Origin of the sequence: Aminobacter anthyllidis (assembly GCF_018555685.1) — a bacterium.
GTDB lineage: Bacteria > Pseudomonadota > Alphaproteobacteria > Rhizobiales > Rhizobiaceae > Aminobacter > Aminobacter anthyllidis.
The window spans coordinates 54,678-74,220 of record NZ_JAFLWW010000009.1; the positions used below are offsets into that span (position 1 = coordinate 54,678).

Annotated in this window: 20 protein-coding genes and 2 pseudogenes; 4 read left to right on the forward strand and 18 right to left on the reverse strand. The window is 63.7% G+C overall.

Annotated features, from left to right (window positions below; all coding sequences use genetic code 11):
• Positions 1–9 precede the first annotated feature (9 nt).
• The 3 genes from J1C56_RS25360 to rplS all read right to left on the reverse strand — a co-directional run bounded on the left by J1C56_RS25360 (position 10) and on the right by rplS (position 2,090).
• Complete coding sequence (locus tag J1C56_RS25360) at positions 10–807, reverse strand: basic amino acid ABC transporter substrate-binding protein (protein WP_214392775.1); 798 nt, start codon at positions 805–807, stop codon at positions 10–12.
• A gap of 157 nt (positions 808–964) precedes the next feature.
• Positions 965–1,474 carry a GNAT family N-acetyltransferase gene (locus tag J1C56_RS25365; protein WP_214392776.1) on the reverse strand — a complete coding sequence of 170 codons (510 nt, stop codon included), beginning with the start codon at positions 1,472–1,474 and terminating at the stop codon, positions 965–967.
• Positions 1,475–1,541: 67 nt separating this feature from the next.
• Entirely contained in the window at positions 1,542–2,090 is a 549-nt protein-coding gene (gene rplS, locus J1C56_RS25370) for a 50S ribosomal protein L19 (RefSeq protein WP_115730189.1), read from the reverse strand.
• 359 nt (positions 2,091–2,449) lie between these two features.
• Here rplS and J1C56_RS25375 point away from each other — a divergent pair, with 359 nt between their 5' ends.
• Positions 2,450–3,205 carry a sulfite exporter TauE/SafE family protein gene (locus J1C56_RS25375; RefSeq protein WP_214392777.1) on the forward strand — a complete coding sequence of 252 codons (756 nt, stop codon included), beginning with the start codon at positions 2,450–2,452 and terminating at the stop codon, positions 3,203–3,205.
• Positions 3,206–3,214: 9 nt separating this feature from the next.
• On the opposite strand, the gene J1C56_RS33070 is transcribed toward J1C56_RS25375, so the two are convergent.
• From J1C56_RS33070 to rimM, 3 genes and pseudogenes are all read right to left on the reverse strand, one after another.
• Complete coding sequence (locus tag J1C56_RS33070) at positions 3,215–3,643, reverse strand: DUF4279 domain-containing protein (RefSeq protein ID WP_246591960.1); 429 nt, start codon at positions 3,641–3,643, stop codon at positions 3,215–3,217.
• A pseudogene (trmD, locus tag J1C56_RS25380) lies at positions 3,641–4,315 on the reverse strand (tRNA (guanosine(37)-N1)-methyltransferase TrmD); the annotation flags it as partial. The pseudogene trmD and the gene J1C56_RS33070, both read right to left, overlap by 3 nt.
• On the reverse strand, positions 4,312–4,908 hold the full coding sequence (rimM, locus tag J1C56_RS25385; protein WP_214392778.1) for a ribosome maturation factor RimM: 597 nt from the start codon (positions 4,906–4,908) through the stop codon (positions 4,312–4,314). The pseudogene trmD and the gene rimM, both read right to left, overlap by 4 nt.
• 69 nt (positions 4,909–4,977) lie before the next feature.
• On the opposite strand from rimM, the gene J1C56_RS25390 reads away from it, so the two are divergent.
• Both J1C56_RS25390 and J1C56_RS25395 read left to right on the forward strand, forming a co-directional pair.
• Positions 4,978–5,916, forward strand: a complete 939-nt coding sequence (locus J1C56_RS25390) for a tyrosine recombinase XerC (RefSeq protein WP_214392779.1) — start codon at positions 4,978–4,980, stop codon at positions 5,914–5,916.
• A 69-nt stretch (positions 5,917–5,985) separates the two neighbouring features.
• On the forward strand, positions 5,986–7,056 hold the full coding sequence (locus tag J1C56_RS25395; protein WP_214392780.1) for a TraB/GumN family protein: 1,071 nt from the start codon (positions 5,986–5,988) through the stop codon (positions 7,054–7,056).
• A gap of 6 nt (positions 7,057–7,062) precedes the next feature.
• Here J1C56_RS25395 and J1C56_RS25400 read toward each other — a convergent pair whose 3' ends face one another.
• Positions 7,063–7,536 (reverse strand): DUF2867 domain-containing protein, encoded by a 474-nt coding sequence (locus tag J1C56_RS25400; RefSeq protein ID WP_214392781.1) that lies wholly within the window; start codon positions 7,534–7,536, stop codon positions 7,063–7,065.
• 188 nt (positions 7,537–7,724) lie between these two features.
• Here J1C56_RS25400 and J1C56_RS25405 point away from each other — a divergent pair, with 188 nt between their 5' ends.
• Positions 7,725–8,075, forward strand: coding sequence for a hypothetical protein (locus J1C56_RS25405; RefSeq protein ID WP_214392782.1), 351 nt, complete (start codon positions 7,725–7,727; stop codon positions 8,073–8,075).
• A gap of 91 nt (positions 8,076–8,166) precedes the next feature.
• On the opposite strand, the pseudogene lpdA reads toward J1C56_RS25405, so the two are convergent.
• From lpdA to sucC, 11 genes and pseudogenes are all read right to left on the reverse strand, one after another.
• Positions 8,167–9,591: pseudogene (gene lpdA, locus J1C56_RS25410) on the reverse strand (dihydrolipoyl dehydrogenase); the annotation flags it as partial.
• 10 nt (positions 9,592–9,601) lie between these two features.
• Positions 9,602–10,357 (reverse strand): SDR family oxidoreductase, encoded by a 756-nt coding sequence (locus J1C56_RS25415; protein WP_214392784.1) that lies wholly within the window; start codon positions 10,355–10,357, stop codon positions 9,602–9,604.
• Positions 10,354–10,848: a hypothetical protein gene (locus J1C56_RS25420; protein WP_214392785.1), complete on the reverse strand. Its 495-nt coding sequence runs from the start codon at positions 10,846–10,848 to the stop codon at positions 10,354–10,356. Before J1C56_RS25420 ends, J1C56_RS25415 begins: the two co-directional genes overlap by 4 nt.
• Entirely contained in the window at positions 10,848–11,489 is a 642-nt protein-coding gene (locus J1C56_RS25425) for a LysE family transporter (RefSeq protein WP_214392786.1), read from the reverse strand. Before J1C56_RS25425 ends, J1C56_RS25420 begins: the two co-directional genes overlap by 1 nt.
• Positions 11,486–11,932, reverse strand: coding sequence for a VOC family protein (locus tag J1C56_RS25430; RefSeq protein ID WP_214392787.1), 447 nt, complete (start codon positions 11,930–11,932; stop codon positions 11,486–11,488). The genes J1C56_RS25425 and J1C56_RS25430 overlap by 4 nt, the downstream gene beginning before the upstream one ends.
• A 36-nt stretch (positions 11,933–11,968) precedes the next feature.
• Positions 11,969–12,382 carry an MAPEG family protein gene (locus tag J1C56_RS25435; protein WP_214392788.1) on the reverse strand — a complete coding sequence of 138 codons (414 nt, stop codon included), beginning with the start codon at positions 12,380–12,382 and terminating at the stop codon, positions 11,969–11,971.
• Positions 12,383–12,462: 80 nt separating this feature from the next.
• Entirely contained in the window at positions 12,463–13,722 is a 1,260-nt protein-coding gene (gene odhB, locus J1C56_RS25440) for a 2-oxoglutarate dehydrogenase complex dihydrolipoyllysine-residue succinyltransferase (protein WP_214392789.1), read from the reverse strand.
• 22 nt (positions 13,723–13,744) lie between these two features.
• The gene (locus J1C56_RS25445) at positions 13,745–16,732 is read right to left on the reverse strand and encodes a 2-oxoglutarate dehydrogenase E1 component (RefSeq protein ID WP_214392790.1); all 2,988 of its coding nucleotides are present in this window, start codon (positions 16,730–16,732) and stop codon (positions 13,745–13,747) included.
• A 120-nt stretch (positions 16,733–16,852) separates the two neighbouring features.
• Positions 16,853–17,749, reverse strand: coding sequence for a succinate--CoA ligase subunit alpha (gene sucD / locus J1C56_RS25450; RefSeq protein WP_214392791.1), 897 nt, complete (start codon positions 17,747–17,749; stop codon positions 16,853–16,855).
• Positions 17,750–17,807: 58 nt separating this feature from the next.
• The gene (locus J1C56_RS25455) at positions 17,808–18,320 is read right to left on the reverse strand and encodes a hypothetical protein (RefSeq protein ID WP_214392792.1); all 513 of its coding nucleotides are present in this window, start codon (positions 18,318–18,320) and stop codon (positions 17,808–17,810) included.
• A 26-nt stretch (positions 18,321–18,346) separates the two neighbouring features.
• Positions 18,347–19,540: an ADP-forming succinate--CoA ligase subunit beta gene (sucC, locus tag J1C56_RS25460; protein WP_214392793.1), complete on the reverse strand. Its 1,194-nt coding sequence runs from the start codon at positions 19,538–19,540 to the stop codon at positions 18,347–18,349.
• Positions 19,541–19,543: the final 3 nt, after the last annotated feature.

Sequence of the window (19,543 nt, forward strand, 5' to 3'; positions counted from 1 at the left end):
TATCCCAGGCTACTGGCCCATCTTGTAGTCGAGGAACCACTTCTTGTTCAGCTTGTCGAAGGTGCCGTCCGCCTTCAGCGCAGCGATCGCCGCGTTGATCGGGTCGACGAGGTCCGAGCCCTTCTTGAAGATGAAGCCGAAATCCTCGCTGCCCAGCGGCTCGCCCACCACCTTGAGCTTGCCTTCAGAGGCGTCGACATAGCCTTGCGCGGCAACGCTGTCGGTCAGCACCAGGTCGACGTCGCCGGCCTTGAGCGCCTGCACGGTGGCGCCGAACGTCTCGAAAAGCTTGATGCGCGGGTTCTGCTCGTTGCCGTCGAGGATCTCGTAGACGGCGGTGTAGAAGGGCGAGGTACCCGGCTGCGCCGCGATCAGGCCGTCCTTGAGTGCACCGAAGCTCTTGGCGTCAGTGAAGCGGCTCTCGTCGGCGCGCACCAGCATGAACTGCTGCGAACGCATGTAGGGATCGGAGAAGTCGACCTTCTCCTTGCGCTCGTCCTTGATGGTGATGCCGGTCATGCCGACCTGATACTGGCCGTCCGAGACCGCCTGGATCATCGCGTCCCAGCTGGTGTTCTGGTACTCGATCTTGAAGTTCAGCCGCTTGGCGATCTCATCCATGGCGTCATATTCCCAGCCGATCTGCTTGCCGGTCTTGGGGTCGATGAACTGCAATGGCGGATAGGCGTTCTCGGTCACCACGACGACCGACTTGCCGCCGAGATCCGGCAGGCTCTGGGCCATGGCGGCAAAGGGCAGAAGCACGACAGCCAGCGCGCCGGCCAGCGACAGTTTGAAATTCGACATGATGCGTTCCCCGAAAACACAAGACCGGCGGCGCCGGTCGATTTGCGCCAGACTTTAGCCGTCCCAAGCGTGCTTGCAAGCATGGACGATGCGCCAGCACAGCTGAATGCACTGTATCTGTTTCGCTTTTGGCGCGTTTGCGAAACAAACTCGGGCGTCAGCCGCCCCGCTGGTAGATCAGCAGCTGCTCATCGTAAAACACCCCGTCGACCAGCAGCGCTCTCGGCTCCACGCCATAGCTGACGAAGCCGAGACTGAGATAAAGCCTGAGGGCCGGCGCATTGTCGGCGATCACATGGGCATGCACCGCAAGGCCATGCTCGCTGGCGTGGTCGATGACCTGCCGCACCAGCGCTTGGGCGGCACCCGTGCCACGCCATTCGGGATCGACATAAACGCCATACATCGCGCCCTTGTGCCGCGTCTTGCGCCGCTTTTCAGCAATGAACGTCGCCACGCCGACGAGTTCGGCGCCGCCAAACACGCCAAACACCGCATCGGGCTCTGCCAGGCTTATCCGCGCCTCGAAATCGGCATCGCCCAGATGCGCCTCGTCTTCCGGGCTCGAGCTGAAAGCGAGCGGCGCGTTTTCAAGTGCCGCAAGCCGCAGCCTGCGATAGGCAGCGCCCTCGCCCGGCACCAGCTTGCGAACGACGAAATCCCGCATGAAAACCCTCCCCCAAAACGCAAAAGGGCGGCCGAAGCCGCCCTTTCGAAAACCAGTGTGCCAGAAATTACTCGGCTGCAGTCTCAGCGGCTGCTTCAGCTGCCTTGGCGGCCTCGGCTGCTGCCTTCTTCTCGGCGGCTTCCTGGGCGGCCTTCTCGGCGGCCAGCGCCTGGGCTGCGGCAACCTTCTCGGCTTCGATACGGGCCTTCTCGGCGACCAGCGCAGCGCGCTCGGCGTCGTTCAGCTTGCGGGCGCGCACGCCGGTGTTCTCGACGATACGAGCCGACTTACCGCGACGATCGCGCAGGTAGTACAGCTTGGCGCGACGCACCTTGCCGCGACGGACGATCTCGACGCCCTCGATCATCGGCGAGTAGACCGGGAACACGCGTTCCACGCCTTCGCCATAGGAGATCTTGCGGACGGTGAAGTTTTCCTGGAAGCCCGAGCCGGCGCGGGCGATCACGACGCCTTCATAGGCCTGGACGCGGGTACGCGTGCCTTCGGTGACGCGCACCTGGACACGCACGGTGTCACCGGGCTGGAATTCAGGCAGGGTGCGCTTGGCTTCGATCTTGGCGGCCTGTTCGGCCTCGAGCTGGCGGATGATATCCATCTCAAAAATCCACTTCTTGTTCTTCCGACAGCCAGAGCGCCCAACGCTCGCCTTGCAGTTCAAATGACCGCTCGGTTATGCCTTCTTCCCTCGCGGGTCTTCTGGCAGGGGCGACTACACCGTCACTGTTGACGGGTCCGGTCGATTATTCTTCCGGTTCGGGCGGGCACATACCGCTATTTCGGCCATTTGTCACGCCTTTGCCGCTTCTTTTTTACGGCCACGGCTTGCTGGCAGGACTTTCCATGCTGCCGACAAGACCTTGGACCACATGGCGGGCAACGGCAAGCCATGGCTTGCATCGTTCGTTCGGGCTTCCTACAGACCAGACTAACGTACCAGCAAGGCAGGCAGCCATCGTGTCCCTCCTCACAGCCGGCATTCTTTTTCTCGCAGGCTTCCTGTCGGGCGTCGTCAACGCCATTGCCGGGGGCGGCACCTTCCTGACCTTCGGCGCCATGACCATGCTCGGCGTCCCGCCGATCTCGGCCAACGCCACCTCCTCCATCGCCCAGTTCCCCGGCTACATCACCTCGACCTGGGCTTACATCGACGACATCAGGCTGATGTGGCGCGGCGCCATCGCCTTCGCCGTCATCTCGGCGTTGGGCGCGCTGGCCGGCGCGCTGATCCTGCTTTCGCTCGACAACGTCGCCTTCGGCGCCCTCGTCCCCTGGCTGCTGCTGGCTGCGACAGCCCTCTTCGCCGCCAGTCCCTGGCTGCGCCCCAAAAAGCTGGCCGAACGCGCCCCGGACGCGCCGGCCTCGCTCGCCGGGCGCCTCGTCCAGCTCTTCACCTCGATCTATGGCGGCTTCTTCGGCGCCGGCATGGGCGTGATGATGCTGGCCACCCTCGGCCTCACCGAAGGCGGCGACTACCACCGCCTCAACGCGCTGAAGAACCTGCTGTCGATCGTCATCGCAGCCGTCGCCATCGTCATCTTCGCTTCCGGCGGCGTCGTCGCCTGGACCCATGCCGCGATCATGGTGCCGGGCGTAGCCCTCGGCGGTTATGCCGGCGTCTGGACCGCGCGCCGCGGGCCGCAAGCCATCGTCCGCGCGCTGGTCGTCGCGGTTGGGCTGTTTTTGGCGTTTTACTATTTCACCAAAAGTTGAGCGGCATGATCATGCCAACAGCTCGTCATGATAGATATCAAAGTCGATCGATATTCTTCGCTGTGACAGCAACTTCAGCGTTTCCTTGCCAAGGTTGAAACCTTGGTTGTAGCCGGAAAGCCAAAGGCCACATGAGACCTGCACAGTGCATCTATCGGCAAGTGCAAGCCAGTCGACATCAGGGAGCAGCTTATCAAAAAGAGCGACGATAGCATGCTCGATGTCTTCGGCTGCTTCTACCGAGATGTGCCAGTGACCGGTCTTACTTTTGGTCGGCGTGAGCTTTTCCGAAATCCTGACGTTCTCACCTTTCTTCCAAGCTACCTTAGGCTCACAACCGAGCAGTGATGTGATCTCCTTGGGATCAAAGTCGCCACGGACGGTCAAACTCACTCGTGAGTGAATGTGACCGACATAGGTGTCGGATATGCCGCGCATCAAATCCGGCCGCCGCGCCTGGGTCAGCTTCTCCGCTTCGGTCCGACGCCATTTGGCGATCTTGCCGTGGTTGCCCGAGGTCAGAACTTCGGGGATAGCGAGACCCTCGAACTCCTGCGGCCGCGTGTAGTGCGGGTGCTCCAGCAACCCGCCTTCAAAACTCTCTTCCTCGCCCGACACCTCGTTGCCCATCACCCCGGGCAGAAGCCTGACGACGGCATCGAGCAACACCAGTGCTGCCGGCTCGCCGCCCGACAGGATGAAGTCGCCGACGGAAATCTCTTCCAGCTCGCGCGTATCGATGACGCGCTGGTCGACGCCTTCGAAACGCCCGCACAAGATCACCGCGCCCGGGCCTGCCGCCAGCTCGCGCACACGCTCCTGCGTCAGCGGCTTGCCGCGCGGGCTCATCAGGATGCGCGGGCGCGTATCGCCCTCGGGCGAAGCATTGTCGATCGCCTTCGCCAAAATGTCGGCGCGCATCACCATGCCGGCGCCGCCGCCTGCCGGCGTGTCATCGACGGTGCGGTGCTTGTCGGTGGCAAAGTCGCGAATCTGCACCGCCTCCAGCGCCCAGTCGCCGCGCTCCATCGCCCGTCCCGCCAGGGATACTCCCAGCGCGCCCGGAAACATCTCCGGATAGAGCGTGAGCACGGTTGCGCGGAACATCAGCGATTGCCCCCGGCATCCTTCGGTCCGCGCGGACGCGTGTCGAATTCGCCGTCGGAGGGCGCGTCATCGTCGTCTTCGTTCTCGACAAGCCCGGCCGCGACCGTGTCGATGCCGACGAAGCCACCTGGTACATCGACAACCGGCACCGCGGCCTGCGTGAACGGGATCAGCACGCCCTTGCGCCCCTGGTACTGGATTTCCAATATGTCGCCGCCGCCGAAATTCTGCACGGCAAACACCTTGCCGACCGGCTCGCCATTTTCGTCACGCACCGCAAGGCCGACGAGATCGGCGTGATAGAACTCGCCCTCGTCGCCATCGTCGGGCAGCGCCGAGCGGTCGACGAACAGCTCGGTCCCCGTCAGCGCCTCGGCCGCGTTGCGGTCGGCAACACCCTTGAAGCGCACCACAACAACCTCGTTGGCCGGCCGGATCGCGGCGATCTCGAAGGCGCGCCCGTCCTTGGCGTAAAGCGGGCCGTAGTCGGCCAGCGCCAGCGGGTCGCCGGTAAAGGTCTTGACGCGCAATTCGCCCTTGATGCCGTGGGCGGCGCCGATCACGGCCATCTGGATAGGATTTTGGGGTTTGGCCATCGCCTGCTTCACTGCTTGCTAACTTCACTCGTTCAACACTGCCATATTCCAATCGGACACCCGCTGCCAATGCAGGAATTCCTCATCGCCGCAAAACCCGACCTGCAGTCGGCCCGCGAGGGCTGGCTGAAGTCGCTTGCCGGCGAGCGTCGCCTCTCTGCGTCGACGGTGGATGCCTATGAGCGCGACACGCGCCAGTTCCTGCAGTTCCTCACCGGCCATAACGGCGGTCCGCCCGGCATTTCGGACATACGTGACCTGCGCCCCGCCGATCTGCGTGGCTTCCTTGCTTCGCGCCGCGCCGACGGCGCCGGTGCCCGCACGCTGGGACGCGGCCTTGCCGGCGTGCGCTCGCTGCTGCGCTTTCTCGAACGCCAGGGCCTGGTCAATGCCGCCGGCTCGTCAGCGCTCAGGGCGCCAAAACAGCCGAAGTCGCTGCCCAAGCCGCTCACAGCTGTCGATGCCAAGCGTGTCGTCTCGGCGGGCGAGCAGCTCGCCGAAGAGCCATGGATCGCCGCGCGCAACGCCGCCGTCCTGACCCTGCTCTACGGCTCGGGCCTGCGCATTTCCGAAGCGCTCAACCTGTCCGGCGCGGAACTGGCGTCGCCAGGTGACACCGTACTGCGCATTTCGGGCAAGGGCGGCAAGACCCGCCTGGTGCCAGTCCTGCCGGTGGCGCTCGCCGCAGTCGCCGAATACCGCAAGCTCTGTCCCTACCATCTCGACGCCAAAGGCGCCTTGTTTCGCGGCGCCCGCGGCGGCCAGCTCGACCCGGCGATCATCCAGCGCGAGATGCGCAAGATGCGTTCGGTCCTGAACCTGCCCGACACGGCGACGCCGCACGCCCTGCGCCATTCCTTCGCCACCCACCTGCTTGGGCGTGGCGGCGACCTGCGCACCATCCAGGAATTGCTCGGCCACGCCAGCCTGTCGACGACCCAGATCTACACCGGCGTCGACACCGCGCGGCTGCTCGAGATCTACGAGGCGGCTCACCCGCGCGCCTAGCATCTGCGACCCGACAATTGTCACCACGGCATTAACCGTTTTGCCGCTTTTGGCCGCTACACCAAGGCCATGACACGTCTCGTTGCCTTTGCCGATCGCGCCTCGCTATTGTCGCTGAAGCTGCTTGCAGCGCTCAACGTGCTGTTCTTCATCCTGTTTTTCGCTGCCGCCTTCCTGCTCGCCTCCAAGGCGCATGCAGAAGCGCCTGTGTGCACCGGCTCCGACATGCTGGCCGAACTGCAAAAGAGCGATCCCACGCTGCTCGGCAAGATCGAGGCCGAGGCCAAGAACACACTCAACGGCCAGGGCCTGTTGTGGAAACTGGAGAAGGCCGGCCAGAAGCCGTTCTGGCTTTACGGCACCATGCATGTCACCGACCCGCGCGTCACCAGCCTTCAACCCGCGGCGCAAAAGGCTTTCGACGGTTCGCACACACTGGTCATCGAAACCACCGATGTGCTCGACCAGCAGGCGATGGTCGCCAGCCTGATGAAGCAGCCCGAACTGATGATGTTCACCGATGCCACCACGCTGCCATCGCTGCTGTCGCCGGAAGACGCCAAGGTCGTCAACGCCGCGCTCGAAGCGCGCGGCATCCCACCTGCCAGCGTCACCAAGATGAAGCCGTGGATGCTGTCGGCGATGGTCGCACTGCCGGCCTGCGAACTCGCCCGCAAGTCGGGCGGCGCACCGGTGCTCGACATCCTGCTTGCACAGCAGGCCAAGGCTGCAGGCAAGGAGGTCAAGGGCCTCGAAAGCGCTGCCGACCAGCTCTCGGCCATGGCTTCGCTGCCGCTCGAATTCCACATCAAGGGTCTTGTCGAAACCCTCAAGCTCGGCGACCGCATGGACGACGTCATCGAAACGATGGTGGTGCTCTACCAGCGCGGCGACACCGGCATGTTCTGGCCGCTGTTCCGCAATGCGCTGCCCAGTGCCGCGGGCGACGAATCGAGCTACGCCGCCTTTGAAGAAGCGATGGTGACGACGCGCAACAAGACCATGGTCGAGCGTGCCGAAGCGCTCGTTGGTGCCGGCGACGCCTTCATGGCCGTCGGCGCGCTGCACCTGCCCGGCCCCGCCGGGCTGGTAGAGCTGTTCCGCAAGGCCGGCTACACCGTGACAGTGGCCGACCGCTGACTGCATCTACGGCTTGGCGGCCCGCGCCAGCATCGCCGGCACGATGATCTTGTGGAACGGCATCACGGCGCAGAGATAGGCCCGCCCCAGCATATTGTGCGGCCTGACCAGCGTCGTTGCGCTCACCTCCTGCCGGCCCCCGCCAAGTTCCTTCAGTTCGACAAGCAGGCGGAAATCGAGATGGCGGTCGTCCAGCCCGAGCACCATCTGCCGCTCCGACTGGCTCAGCACCGGGAACATTCCCTTCCGCTCCAGCTCCGGCGCAAGGTCTTCGTCGCGCGTCTTCAGCCCGAACGGCCTGACCAAAAGGTTGCGCAGCGCCATCAGGGCGCCGATCCAGCTCGGCCGATGACGGAACACCCGTTCGGCCGCGGTCCCCACGTCGAGGCGTTCACCACTGACCACCACGGCGAATCTGTCGGTGAAACTCGCGCCCGGCAGAATTTGCTCGGCATTGGAAACGACAGGCACCACGGGCATGTTCTTGGCCTCGGCTCGTTGCAACCTTGCCGAGCCTATTCCTCTTTCTTGGCCTTGGCGGCGTGGCGAAACGCCGCCGCTGGACGTTCGTTTCGAAAATTTCACGTCAATGTGAAACCGAAACGCCCTTCGCGCGTTGATTGCGATGTTCACGCAATGATTGCGGAGCGCAGCTGAGGGAGATCTCAATGGTGAACAATCCAGATCCAGGACGCCCAGCCGGCCAGTCGAGCATGGGCAGCACGTGGCTGATAGCCATCATCGTCGTGCTGCTCGCAGCGGTGGCCTACTACATCTTCGGTCCCAGGACCGCGGAAGCCCCGGCACCGGCAGAACCGCCGGCAGCAACAGAACCGGCCCCGGCACCCGCTCCGGCCGAGCCTGCCCCGGCACCTTCGGGTACGATGGCGCCTGCACCTGCCGAGCCCGCGCCCGCACCAGCTCCGGCTGAGCCCGCACCCGCCACTCCGGCTCCGGCCGAACCCGCGCCTTCGGGCGGCGGCACCACGGCCCCGGCACCGGCACCTTCCGGCGGCTAACGGCGACAGCTGAAAAGCAAACGGCCCGCTCATCGAGCGGGCCGTTTCACTTTGGTTCGAAGCGAAAAGCGGATCGAAACGATCCGCTTGCTCACATGTGGATCGGCTTGAAGAAGGTGGCGAGTGCTGCTTCCTTCACCGCTTCCGACATCGTCGGGTGCGCATGGCAGGTGCGGCCGAGGTCTTCCGACGAACCGCCGAACTCCATCAGCACCGCCGCCTCGTGGATCATCTCGCCGGCGCCGAAGCCGACGATGTGCACGCCCAGCACCTTGTCGCTGTCCTTGTCGGCCAGAACCTTGACGAAGCCGTCGGTGTGCAGCATGGCGCGTGCCCGCCCGTTGGCCGTGAACGGGAACTTGCCGGCCTTGTAGGCGATGCCGGCCTTCTTGAGCTCTTCCTCGGTCTTGCCGACCGAAGCGACCTCGGGGCTGGTGTAGACCACGCCGGGGATGACGTCGTAATTCACATGTCCGGCCTGGCCGGCGATGATCTCGGCAACCGCCACGCCCTCGTCCTCGGCCTTGTGCGCCAGCATCGGACCGACGACGACGTCGCCGATGGCATAGATACCGGCAACGTTGGTGCGCAGGTGGCCGTCGGTTTTGACCCGGCCGCGCTCGTCCATCTCGACGCCAGCTTCCTTGAGGCCGAGGCCGTCAGTGTAGGGCCTGCGGCCGGTGGCGACCAAAACGACGTCAGCCTCGATGGTCTCGGCGGCACCGCCCTTCACCGGCTCGAAGGTCACTGTCGCGCCCTTCTTGGCCTTGGCGACGCCCGTCACCTTGGAGCCGAGCTTGAACTCGAAGCCTTGCTTGGCCAGCATGCGCTGGAACTGCTTGGCGACGTCGCCATCCATGCCGCCCAGGATGGTGTCGAGATACTCGACGACGGTCACCTTGGCGCCGAGGCGCGCCCACACCGAGCCAAGCTCGAGGCCGATGACGCCGCCGCCGACAACCACCAGGTGGCCCGGCACCTTCTCCAGCGACAGGCCGCCGGTCGACGAGATGATCACCTTCTCGTCGAAGGCGACGTCGACTCCCGGAATGCCGGCAACGTCCGAGCCGGTGGCGATGACAATGTTCTTGGACTCGATTTCCTGCGTCTTGCCATCCGCGCCCACGACGCCGACCTTGCCGGCGCCGAGCACCTTGCCGGTGCCCTGGAAGCTGTCGATCTTGTTCTTCTTGAACAGGAACGACACGCCGTTGACGTTGGCGGCAACCGTCGCGTCCTTGTGCGCCATCATCTTCTTCAGGTTCATCTTCGGCGTGCCGACCTCGACGCCGAGCGCGTCGAACGAATGCTGCGCCTCGGCCAGCATTTCGGACGCATGAAGCAGCGCCTTGGAGGGAATGCAGCCGATGTTAAGGCAGGTGCCGCCGAAGGTCGCGTTCTTCTCGACCACGGCGACCTTCAATCCGAGCTGCGCTGCCTTGATGGCGCACACATAGCCGCCTGGGCCCGATCCGATTACGACGACGTCATATGCCATTGTCCTGTCCTTCTCCTGGGGCGCGCGCTCAGCGGCCGCCGCTCACGTTCAAAATCGAGCCCGTCGTATATGATGCCTCGGCCGACAAAAGCCAGATGACGGCATGGGCAACTTCTTCAGCCTTGCCTTCGCGCTTCATCGGCACGAGGCCGCGAATGGCGGAGATCCGGTCCGGCTGGCCGCCGGAGGCGTGGATTTCGGTGTCGATGATGCCGGGCCGCACCGCATTCACCCGCACGCCCTCGGTCGCAACTTCCTTGGCAAGTCCGATGGTGAAAGTGTCGATCGCGCCCTTGGAGGCGGCATAGTCGACATATTCGCCGGGCGAACCGAGCGTCGCGGCCGCCGAAGAGATGTTGACGATGGCGCCACCCTTGCCGCCATGCAGGGTCGACATGCGCTTCACCGCCTCGCGGGCGCACAGGATCGAACCCACGACATTGATGCGCATCATGCGCTCGAGCCGCGCAACACTCATCTCGTCGACCCGCGCTTTCATGTCGACAACGCCGGCATTGTTGACGAAGGCGTCGAGCCGGCCATAGGCGCGGTCGACCTCGGCGAACATGGCAAGCACATCGGCCTCGTTGCCGACATCGCCCTTGATGGCAATCGCCGCGCCACCTGATACCTTCAGTTCCGCCACCAGCGTCTTGGCCGCGGCATCGTTCGACACGTAGCTGAACGCCACGCGATAACCGGCCCTGGCCGCCAGCCGGCAGATGGCGGCGCCAATGCCACGGCTGCCGCCGGTCACCAGAAGAACTTTTCCCTGAGCGCTCATTCCTGGCACCCCTTCAGCTCGAACACGTCCCACGGCACTTTGGAAAAGCCTTGGGGACCATAGGCGGCGGATGTCCTGAGCCCGTGGCCCAGGTCGGAGAAGATCAGCTTCTTCGGTGCTGCCGCCGCGATGCGCTCACGTGGAAGCAGCCCGACATTGCCCTGCTCGTCGACGCTGTAGACCACGCCCTGCCACACCGTGCAGGCCTCGATCTCCTCGCCGGTCACGTCGCCCTCGGGGCATTGGTGCATCAGCATGCCGTTCGGCCGCGCCACGTCCTGCGACCACATCACCACGCCGTCGAGCACGACGGAATTGTCCAGCACCATCTTGAAGCTGTTGGTCACGGTTGCCGATTCCAGCGTCGGCCGGAAGTCGATCTCGGCGGCACCATCACGGTCGCCATAGACGGCAAGTTCGATCGGGCACGCCGCTTCGGCCGTCGTCGCCGACAGCACCGCAACCACCGCGATCAGCGCCTCAATTCGCATCAGCCGGCCTGCACCGTGGCGAGCTTCACGCCAAGCCCGATGAAGATCATGCCGGTTGCCTTGTTGAACCAGCGGCCCCAGGCAACGAAGCGCTCGCGCACCGAGGCCATGGTGAAGAACATCGACACGCCGACGAACCAGGTGATCAGCACCACGGCCATCAGCAGGCCATAGACGCCCTTCACAGCGGCCGGTGTCTCGTGGCTGACCATCGCCGTGAACAGCGGCAGGAAAAACAGCACCGCCTTGGGGTTGAGCGCGTTGGTCACGAACCCCGTCAGGAAGCAGCGCATGGCCGAGATCTTCTTGGCCTCGCCGCCATCCTGCACGTCGACAGGTGCCAGCTCCATCGGCCCGGCGCGCAGCGCCATGACACCGAGATAGAGCAGGTATGCGGCACCCGCCCACTTGATCAGCGAAAACAGCAGCAGCGACTTCGACACGATCAGCCCGATGCCCAGGATCGTGTAGCTGACGTGGAACAGCAGTGACACGCCGATGCCGAAGCTGGTGATGATCGCGGCGCGGCGGCCATGCACAACGCTCTGGCGCACCACCATCACGAAGTCGGCGCCCGGCACGACCATCAGCACCGAAAACACGGCCAGCAGGCCGGCAAATTCGAATGCATATTGCGTCATGCCTTGTCACTCCCCACCGACACGTTGCCCAAAGGCGCATTGAAAGCCCAGACATGGCCGAACGGGTCCTGGATCTTGGCGTAGCGGGCGCCCCAGAACATGTCGTCGGGCTGCATGGTGATCTTGGCGCCGGCCGCGACGGCGCGCTCGACGATTTGATCGACCTCGCCAGGCAGCTTCATGTTGATGTTGACCGTCATGCTGGCGCCGCCGCGCGTCAGCGGCGACAAGACATCGCCGCCAAACTCGGGAAACTCGTCATGCAGCATCACTTCGCTGCCGAACATGGCAAGGTTGGCATGCAGCACGCGCACCCCGTCATCGGCCATCTGCTCGAAAGTCTCGACCGCATCGAACGCCTTTTCATAAAAGGCGATAGCCTGCTTGCCGTCCTTGACGCACAGATGCACCTGGATTGCGGGAATGTCTGGTTCAAAAGCCATGCGACCGTCTCGTTTCGGTTTCTTCAGGCGGCGATGTTACGTCATCAGGCGCACGACCATCAGGACCAGCCCGATGATCGAAACGAACCAGACGATGGTGCGTAAAATGGGAACGCCGGCGACATAAAGCACGGCATAGGCCACACGCGCCAGGATCCAGGTAATGGCGCCGATGGCACCCAGCTCGCCGGTCTTGCCCGTCACCGCCAACGCTAGCGCAAGGCCGATGAAGGCGGGATAGGTCTCCAGCATGTTATTGAGCGACCGCAGCAGCCGTCCGGCTACCAGGCCTTTCGAGATGCGGCCCTCGTCACGCGGGCTGAGCAGGTATTTGATGCTGAGATCGCCTGACAGGTCGAGCGACAACGCCTGCACAAGGATGTGCACGATCAGCAGCACGACACTCCAGCCCAGGACCCAGATTTCAGTCGACGCTGCCGCGGCTTCCATCGCCCCTCGCATTTTGAGGCTCTAGACCTTGGCCGACCAGAGCAGGTGCCCGGTAGCCCGGGCACCTTTCCTCGGTTGGATCAGAGATCGAGAACCAGACGCTCCGGATCTTCCAGGCTGTCCTTGACGCGGACCAGGAAGGTCACGGCTTCCTTGCCGTCGACGATGCGGTGATCGTAGGACAGCGCGAGATACATCATCGGGCGGATGACGATCTGGCCGCCGACCACGACCGGACGGTCCTGGATCTTGTGCATGCCCAGGATGCCCGACTGCGGCGCATTCAGGATCGGCGTCGACATCAGCGAACCGTAGACACCACCATTGGAGATGGTGAAGGTGCCGCCCTGCATGTCGGCGACCGACAGCTTGCCGTCGCGCGCGGCGAGGCCGAGGCGGCCGATTTCCTTCTCGATCTCGGCGATCGACATCTGGTCGGCATCGCGCACGACCGGAACCACCAGGCCCTTTTCGGTGCCAACGGCAACGCCGACATGGGCGAAGTTCTTGTAGATGATGTCGGTGCCATCGATCTCGGCGTTGACGGCCGGGATTTCCTTCAGCGCATGCGTCACCGCCTTGGTGAAGAAGCCCATGAAGCCGAGCTTCACGCCGTGCTTCTTTTCGAAGATGTCCTTGTACTTGGTGCGCAGCGCCATCACGGCGCTCATGTCGACCTCGTTGAAGGTGGTCAGCATGGCAGCGGTCGACTGCGCTTCCTTGAGGCGACGCGCGATGGTCTGGCGCAGCTTGGTCATGCGCACGCGCTCTTCGCGCGGGGCATCGACGACACTGGACGGAACGCGGGCGACAGCCGGAGCGGCAATCGGAGCTGGAGCTGCCGTTGGCGCGGAAATGCCCTTGGTGATGGCGTCGAGCACGTCGCCCTTCAGCACCTGGCCGCGCTTGCCCGAGCCGGCGACCTGGTCGACCGACAAATTGGTCTCGGCGAGCAGCTTGGCGGCAGCCGGTGCCGGCGGCATCTTGCGTTCTTCGATCGCCGGGGCGCCGGCAACCGAGGCGGTCTGCGCCACGGCTTCCTTGACGGTCGAGGCCGTCGCCTGGGCGACAGCTGCGGGCTTTGCAGCAGCAACGGCGCCGTCGCCGGCACCGATCGTGCCGAGCAATGCGCCGACGCCGACGGTCTCGCCTTCCTTGACGGTCAGCTCGACCAGCACGCCTGCGGAAGGTGCCGGTACTTCGATGGTGACCTTGTCGGTCTCGAGTTCAACCAGGGGCTCGTCGGCGACGATCACGTCGCCAGCCTTCTTGAACCACTTGCCGATGGTTGCCTCGGACACGGATTCGCCGAGGGTAGGGACACGGATTTCGGTAGCCATTTTTTGCCTGTCCGTTCTTTGTTTATTCGCCGAGGGCGTCGTCGAGGAAGGCCTGGAGTTGCGCCAGGTGCTTGGACATCAGGCCCGTCGCCGGAGAGGCGGCAGCCGGACGGCCGGTGTAGCGTACGCGCTGGTGCTTGGCGTCGATATGAGCGAGCACCCATTCCAGATACGGGTCAATGAACGACCACGCACCCATGTTCTTGGGCTCTTCCTGGCACCACACCATCTCCGCGTTGCGGAAACGGCTGAGTTCGGTGATCAGCGCCTTGGCCGGGAACGGATAGAGCTGCTCGACGCGCAACAAATAGATGTCGTCGATGCCGCGCTTCTCGCGCTCCTCATAGAGGTCGTAATAGACCTTGCCGGTGCACAGCACGACGCGGCGGATCTTCGAATCCTTGACCAGCTTGATCGGCTCGTTGCCGAGATACTGGGCGTCGTCCCACAGCAGGCGGTGGAACGAGCTTTCGCCCGAGATCTCCGACAGCGAAGACACCGCCCGCTTGTGGCGCAGCAGCGACTTCGGCGTCATCAGGATCAGCGGCTTGCGGAAATCGCGCTTCAACTGCCGGCGCAAGATGTGGAAGTAGTTGGCCGGCGTCGTGACGTTGGCCACCTGCATGTTGTCTTCGGCGCAGAGCTGCAGGAAGCGTTCGAGTCGCGCCGACGAATGCTCCGGACCCTGGCCCTCATAGCCGTGTGGCAAGAGGCAGACGAGACCCGACATGCGCAGCCACTTGCGTTCGCCCGACGAGATGAACTGGTCGAACACCACCTGGGCGCCGTTGGCGAAGTCGCCGAACTGCGCTTCCCAAAGCGTCAGCGCCTTGGGCTCGGCCAGCGAGTAGCCGTATTCGAAGCCGAGCACGGCTTCTTCCGAGAGCATCGAGTTGATGACCTCGTAACCGGCCTGCGCCGCCGACAGGTTGTTGAGCGGAATGTAGCGCGTCTCGTCCTTCTGGTCGTACAGCACCGAATGGCGCTGCGAGAACGTGCCGCGCTCGGAATCCTGGCCCGAAAGACGGATCGGATTGCCATCGAGCAGGATCGAGCCGAACGCCAGCGCTTCCGCCGTCGACCAGTCGATGCCTTCGCCCGATTCGATCATCTTGCGGCGCGTTTCGAGGAAACGGCTGATCGTCTTGTGCGCCTCGAAATCGGCCGGCACCTCGGTCAGCTTCTTGCCGATTTCCTTCAGCGTCTTGACCGGCATCGCGGTCTTGCCGCGACGCTGTTCGTCCTGGTTGTCAGCCGTGCGCAGGCCCGACCAGGCGCCGTCCAGCCAGTCGGCCTTGTTGGGCTTGTAGGCCTGTCCGATCTCCCACTCGGTTTCGAGATGCGCACGCCAGTCGGCGCGCATCTTGTCGAGCTCGGCCTGGGCCATCTGGCCTTCCGCGATCAGCTTGTCGGCATAGATCTGCACCGTGGTCTTATGGGTGCGGATGTTGCGGTACATGATCGGCTGCGTGAATGCAGGCTCATCGCCTTCATTGTGGCCGAAGCGGCGGTAGCAGAACATGTCCACGACCACCGGCTTGTGGAACTTCATGCGGAACTCGGTCGCAACCTTGGCCGCGAACACCACCGCTTCCGGATCGTCGCCGTTGACGTGGAAGATCGGCGCTTCGATCATCTTGGCAACGTCCGACGGGTACGGCGACGAGCGCGAGAAGCGCGGGTTCGTCGTGAAGCCGATCTGGTTGTTGATGATGAAATGCAGCGTGCCGGCGACGCGATGGCCACGCAGGCCCGACAGGCCGAGGATTTCGGCGATCACGCCCTGGCCGGCAAATGCCGCATCGCCATGCAGCAGAAGCGGCATCACCTTGGCGCGCTCTTCCTGCGGCACGATCTCGCCACGCGCACGGCCGAACAGCTGGTCCTGCTTGGCGCGCGCCTTGCCCATCACCACGGGATCGACGATCTCGAGATGCGAGGGGTTGGCGGTCAGCGACAGGTGCACCTTGTTGCCGTCGAATTCGCGGTCCGAGGAGGCGCCGAGGTGGTACTTCACGTCGCCCGAGCCTTCGACGTCGTCAGGCGCGTAGGAGCCGCCCTTGAACTCGTGGAAGATGGCGCGGTGCGGCTTGGCCATCACCTGGCTCAGCACGTTGAGGCGGCCGCGGTGGGCCATGCCGAAGACGACCTCCTGCAGGCCGAGCGCGCCACCGCGCTTGAGGATCTGCTCGAGTGCCGGGATAAGCGCTTCGCCGCCGTCGAGGCCGAAACGCTTGGTGCCCTTGTACTTGACGTCGATGAATTGCTCGAAGCCTTCGGCCTCGATCAGCTTCTGCAAGATCGCCTTCTTGCCGACGGGGGTGAATTCGATCGCCTTGTCCGGGCCCTCGATGCGAGCCTGGATCCACGCCTTCTCCTCGGGATCGGAGATGTGCATGAACTCGACGCCGAGCGTCGAGCAATAGGTGCGCTTCAGGATTTCGAGCATGTCGCGGATGGTCGCGTATTCGAGCCCGAGCACATGGTCGATGAAGATCGGCCGGTCGTAGTCGGCCGCGGTGAAGCCATAGGCCTCGGGCGACAGCTCGTTATAGTCTTCGAGCGGCTTGGCGATGCCGAGCGGGTCGAGATTGGCGTGCAGATGGCCGCGCATGCGATAGGCGCGGATCATCATGATGGCGCGGACGGAGTCGCGCGTCGCCTGCAGCACATCGGCCGGAGACGGGGTGGCGCCGACGGCGACAGCCTTGTCCTTGACCTTCTTTTCGATGAGCTTTTCGACCATGCCCCAGTTGCCGTCGAGCGCGGAAACCAGTTCGCCATTGGCCTGCAGCGGCCAGCTCGGCGTCGACCACGAGGCGCCCTTGGCGTTCTTGCGGATGTCGACGGCGTCGTCCTTCAGCGCGCCAAAGAAGTCGCGCCACTCCGGATCGACCGATTCAGGGTCGTCGAGATAGGCGGCGTGCAGCGCCTCGATATAGTCGGCATTGCCGCCATAGAGGAACGAAGTGAGGGAAAATTGGTCGTTGGCCTGATCTGATCGTGCCATCTTTGTCCTGCGGAGCCTCTGGCTCCTCTCCTGTTTTGAAGGGAGTAGGGCAGTAAGGCAGTAGGGCAATGATCTGGAATTCCCTGCTGCCTTACTGCCCTACTCCCTATTCACTTGGCCTTAGCCCTTGATCGCCTCGACCAGCGTGGTGCCGAGACGTGCCGGCGACGGCGACACGCGGATGCCCGCTGCCTCCATTGCCGCGATCTTGTCTTCCGCGCCGCCCTTGCCGCCCGAGATCACGGCGCCTGCGTGACCCATGGTGCGTCCTTCCGGTGCGGTGCGCCCGGCGATGAAGCCGGCCATCGGCTTCCTGCGGCCGCGCTTGGCTTCGTCGATGAGGAACTGCGCTGCGTCCTCTTCGGCCGAGCCGCCGATTTCGCCGATCATGATGATCGACTTGGTCTCGTCGTCGGCCAGGAACATCTCGAGCATGTCGATGAATTCCGTGCCCTTGACCGGGTCGCCGCCGATGCCGACGGCGGTCGACTGGCCGAGACCGGCATTCGTCGTCTGGAACACTGCTTCATAGGTAAGCGTGCCGGAGCGCGAAACAACGCCCACCGAACCCTTGCGGAAGATGTTGCCCGGCATGATGCCGATCTTGCACTGGTCGGGCGTGACGATACCCGGGCAGTTCGGGCCGATCAGGCGCGAGGTCGACCGGTCGAGACGCGCCTTGACCTTGATCATGTCGGAGACCGGGATGCCTTCGGTGATGCACACGATCAGCGGGATCTCGGCGTCGATCGCCTCGATGATCGCGGCGGCAGCGCCCGCCGGCGGCACGTAGACCACCGACGCGTTGGCGCCGGTCTTTTCCTTGCCCTCGGCAACCGTCGAGAAGATCGGCAGCGGCACGGAGCCGTCCCACTTCTCGCCGCCCTTCTTGGGATGGATGCCGCCGACCATCTTGGTGCCGTGATAGGCCAAAGCCTGCTCGGTGTGGAACGAACCGGTGTTGCCGGTCAGGCCCTGCACCAGGATCTTGGTGTTCTTGTCGATGAGAATGGACATCTAAAGTCCTCTATACGAGTAAGTTTGAATTTTGTTCGATCAGGCTGGCTCAAAATCGTCAGCTAACCGGTTTCCTGCTGGGTACGTAGTTGAACTTGCGAAAGAACGGTGCTGATGACGCCCCTTCTGGTCTTTCGTCGCCAAGGAACTGAATCAGCTCGCAAGAGCCAAAAAACTCAGACGCCTCTGCACATTCGCGGCTGACGAAAGTCCGGACTACCAAGCCCTCGGAGATCTGCCCCACGGCCTTTTCCTTGGGAACCTCAACCAGTCCCTTTGACAAGGCAACGTCGGCAATCGCCCCTTCAGCGACGGTTTCGCCAGCGACTGCGCACCGGTCATGCATGTTGCCATCGCCTGTAGGCGTGAGCATGACAATTGGCCATCCCTTCGATCCTGCAATTCGGCCATAGCTGCCATCGAATTCGAAGCCGCGCCCCTGCGCTCGTTCCTTCGCAACGACCAGATCACCCTCACTCGCGATGCATATGTCGCGAAAGAGGGCTGCCGCGTCTGTCGCCTCGCCCGCAAACGAAGGCGACGTCAGCGCGAAGGCTGACAGCACCGACATTTGCGCGGCCCGAAGCATGCTCGTTGTTACCCCTTCACCGCGGCGACGATCTTCTTCGCCGCATCGTCGAGGTCGTCGGCGGAAACGACGTTCAGCCCGCTCTCGTTGATGATCTTCTTGCCGAGTTCCGCATTGGTGCCTTCGAGGCGAACCACCAGCGGCACCTTGAGCCCGACTTCCTTGACGGCCGCGATCACGCCTTCGGCGATGATGTCGCACTTCATGATGCCGCCGAAGATGTTGATCAGGATGCCCTTCACGGCCGGATCGGCGGTGATGATCTTGAACGCCGCCGTCACCTTCTCCTTGGAAGCGCCGCCGCCAACGTCGAGGAAGTTGGCGGGCTCGGCACCGTAGAGCTTGATGATGTCCATCGTCGCCATGGCGAGACCGGCACCGTTGACCATGCAGCCGATGTTGCCGTCGAGCGCGACATAAGCGAGGTCATACTTCGACGCCTCGATTTCCTTGGCGTCTTCTTCGGTGGTGTCGCGCAGCTCGAGCACGTCGGGGTGGCGGAACAGCGCGTTGTTGTCGAACGACACCTTGGCGTCGAGCACGCGCAGGCGGCCGTCCTTCATGACGATCAGCGGGTTGACCTCGAGCAGGCTCATGTCCTTGTCGACAAACGCCTTGTAGAGGATCGGAAACAGGCTCTCGCCGTCCTTGGCCGCGTCGCCCGAAAGCTTCAGCGCGCCATTCAGCGCCTTGAGGTCCTCAGCCGTCACGCCCTTTTCCGGGTCGATCGCAACGGTGATGATCTTTTCCGGCGTGTCGTGCGCAACCGCCTCGATGTCCATGCCGCCTTCGGTCGAAACCACGAAGGCAACGCGGCCGACGGAGCGATCGACGAGGATCGACAGGTACAGCTCGCGGTCGATGTCGGCGCCGTCCTCGATATAGAGGCGGTTGACCTGCTTGCCGGCCGGACCGGTCTGCTTGGTCACCAGCGTGTTGCCGAGCATTTCCTTGGAAAACGCCACGACCTCTTCGATCGACTTGGCCAGGCGCACGCCGCCCTTGGCGTCGGGCGAAAGCTCCTTGAACTTGCCCTTGCCGCGGCCGCCGGCGTGGATCTGGCTCTTCACGACATAGAGCGGACCCGGCAGCGCCTTGGCCGCTGCTTCCGCTTCCTCGATCTTGAACACCGGCACGCCGTCAGCGACGGGAGCACCGAAACCCTTGAGCAATTGCTTGCCCTGATATTCGTGGATGTTCATGCG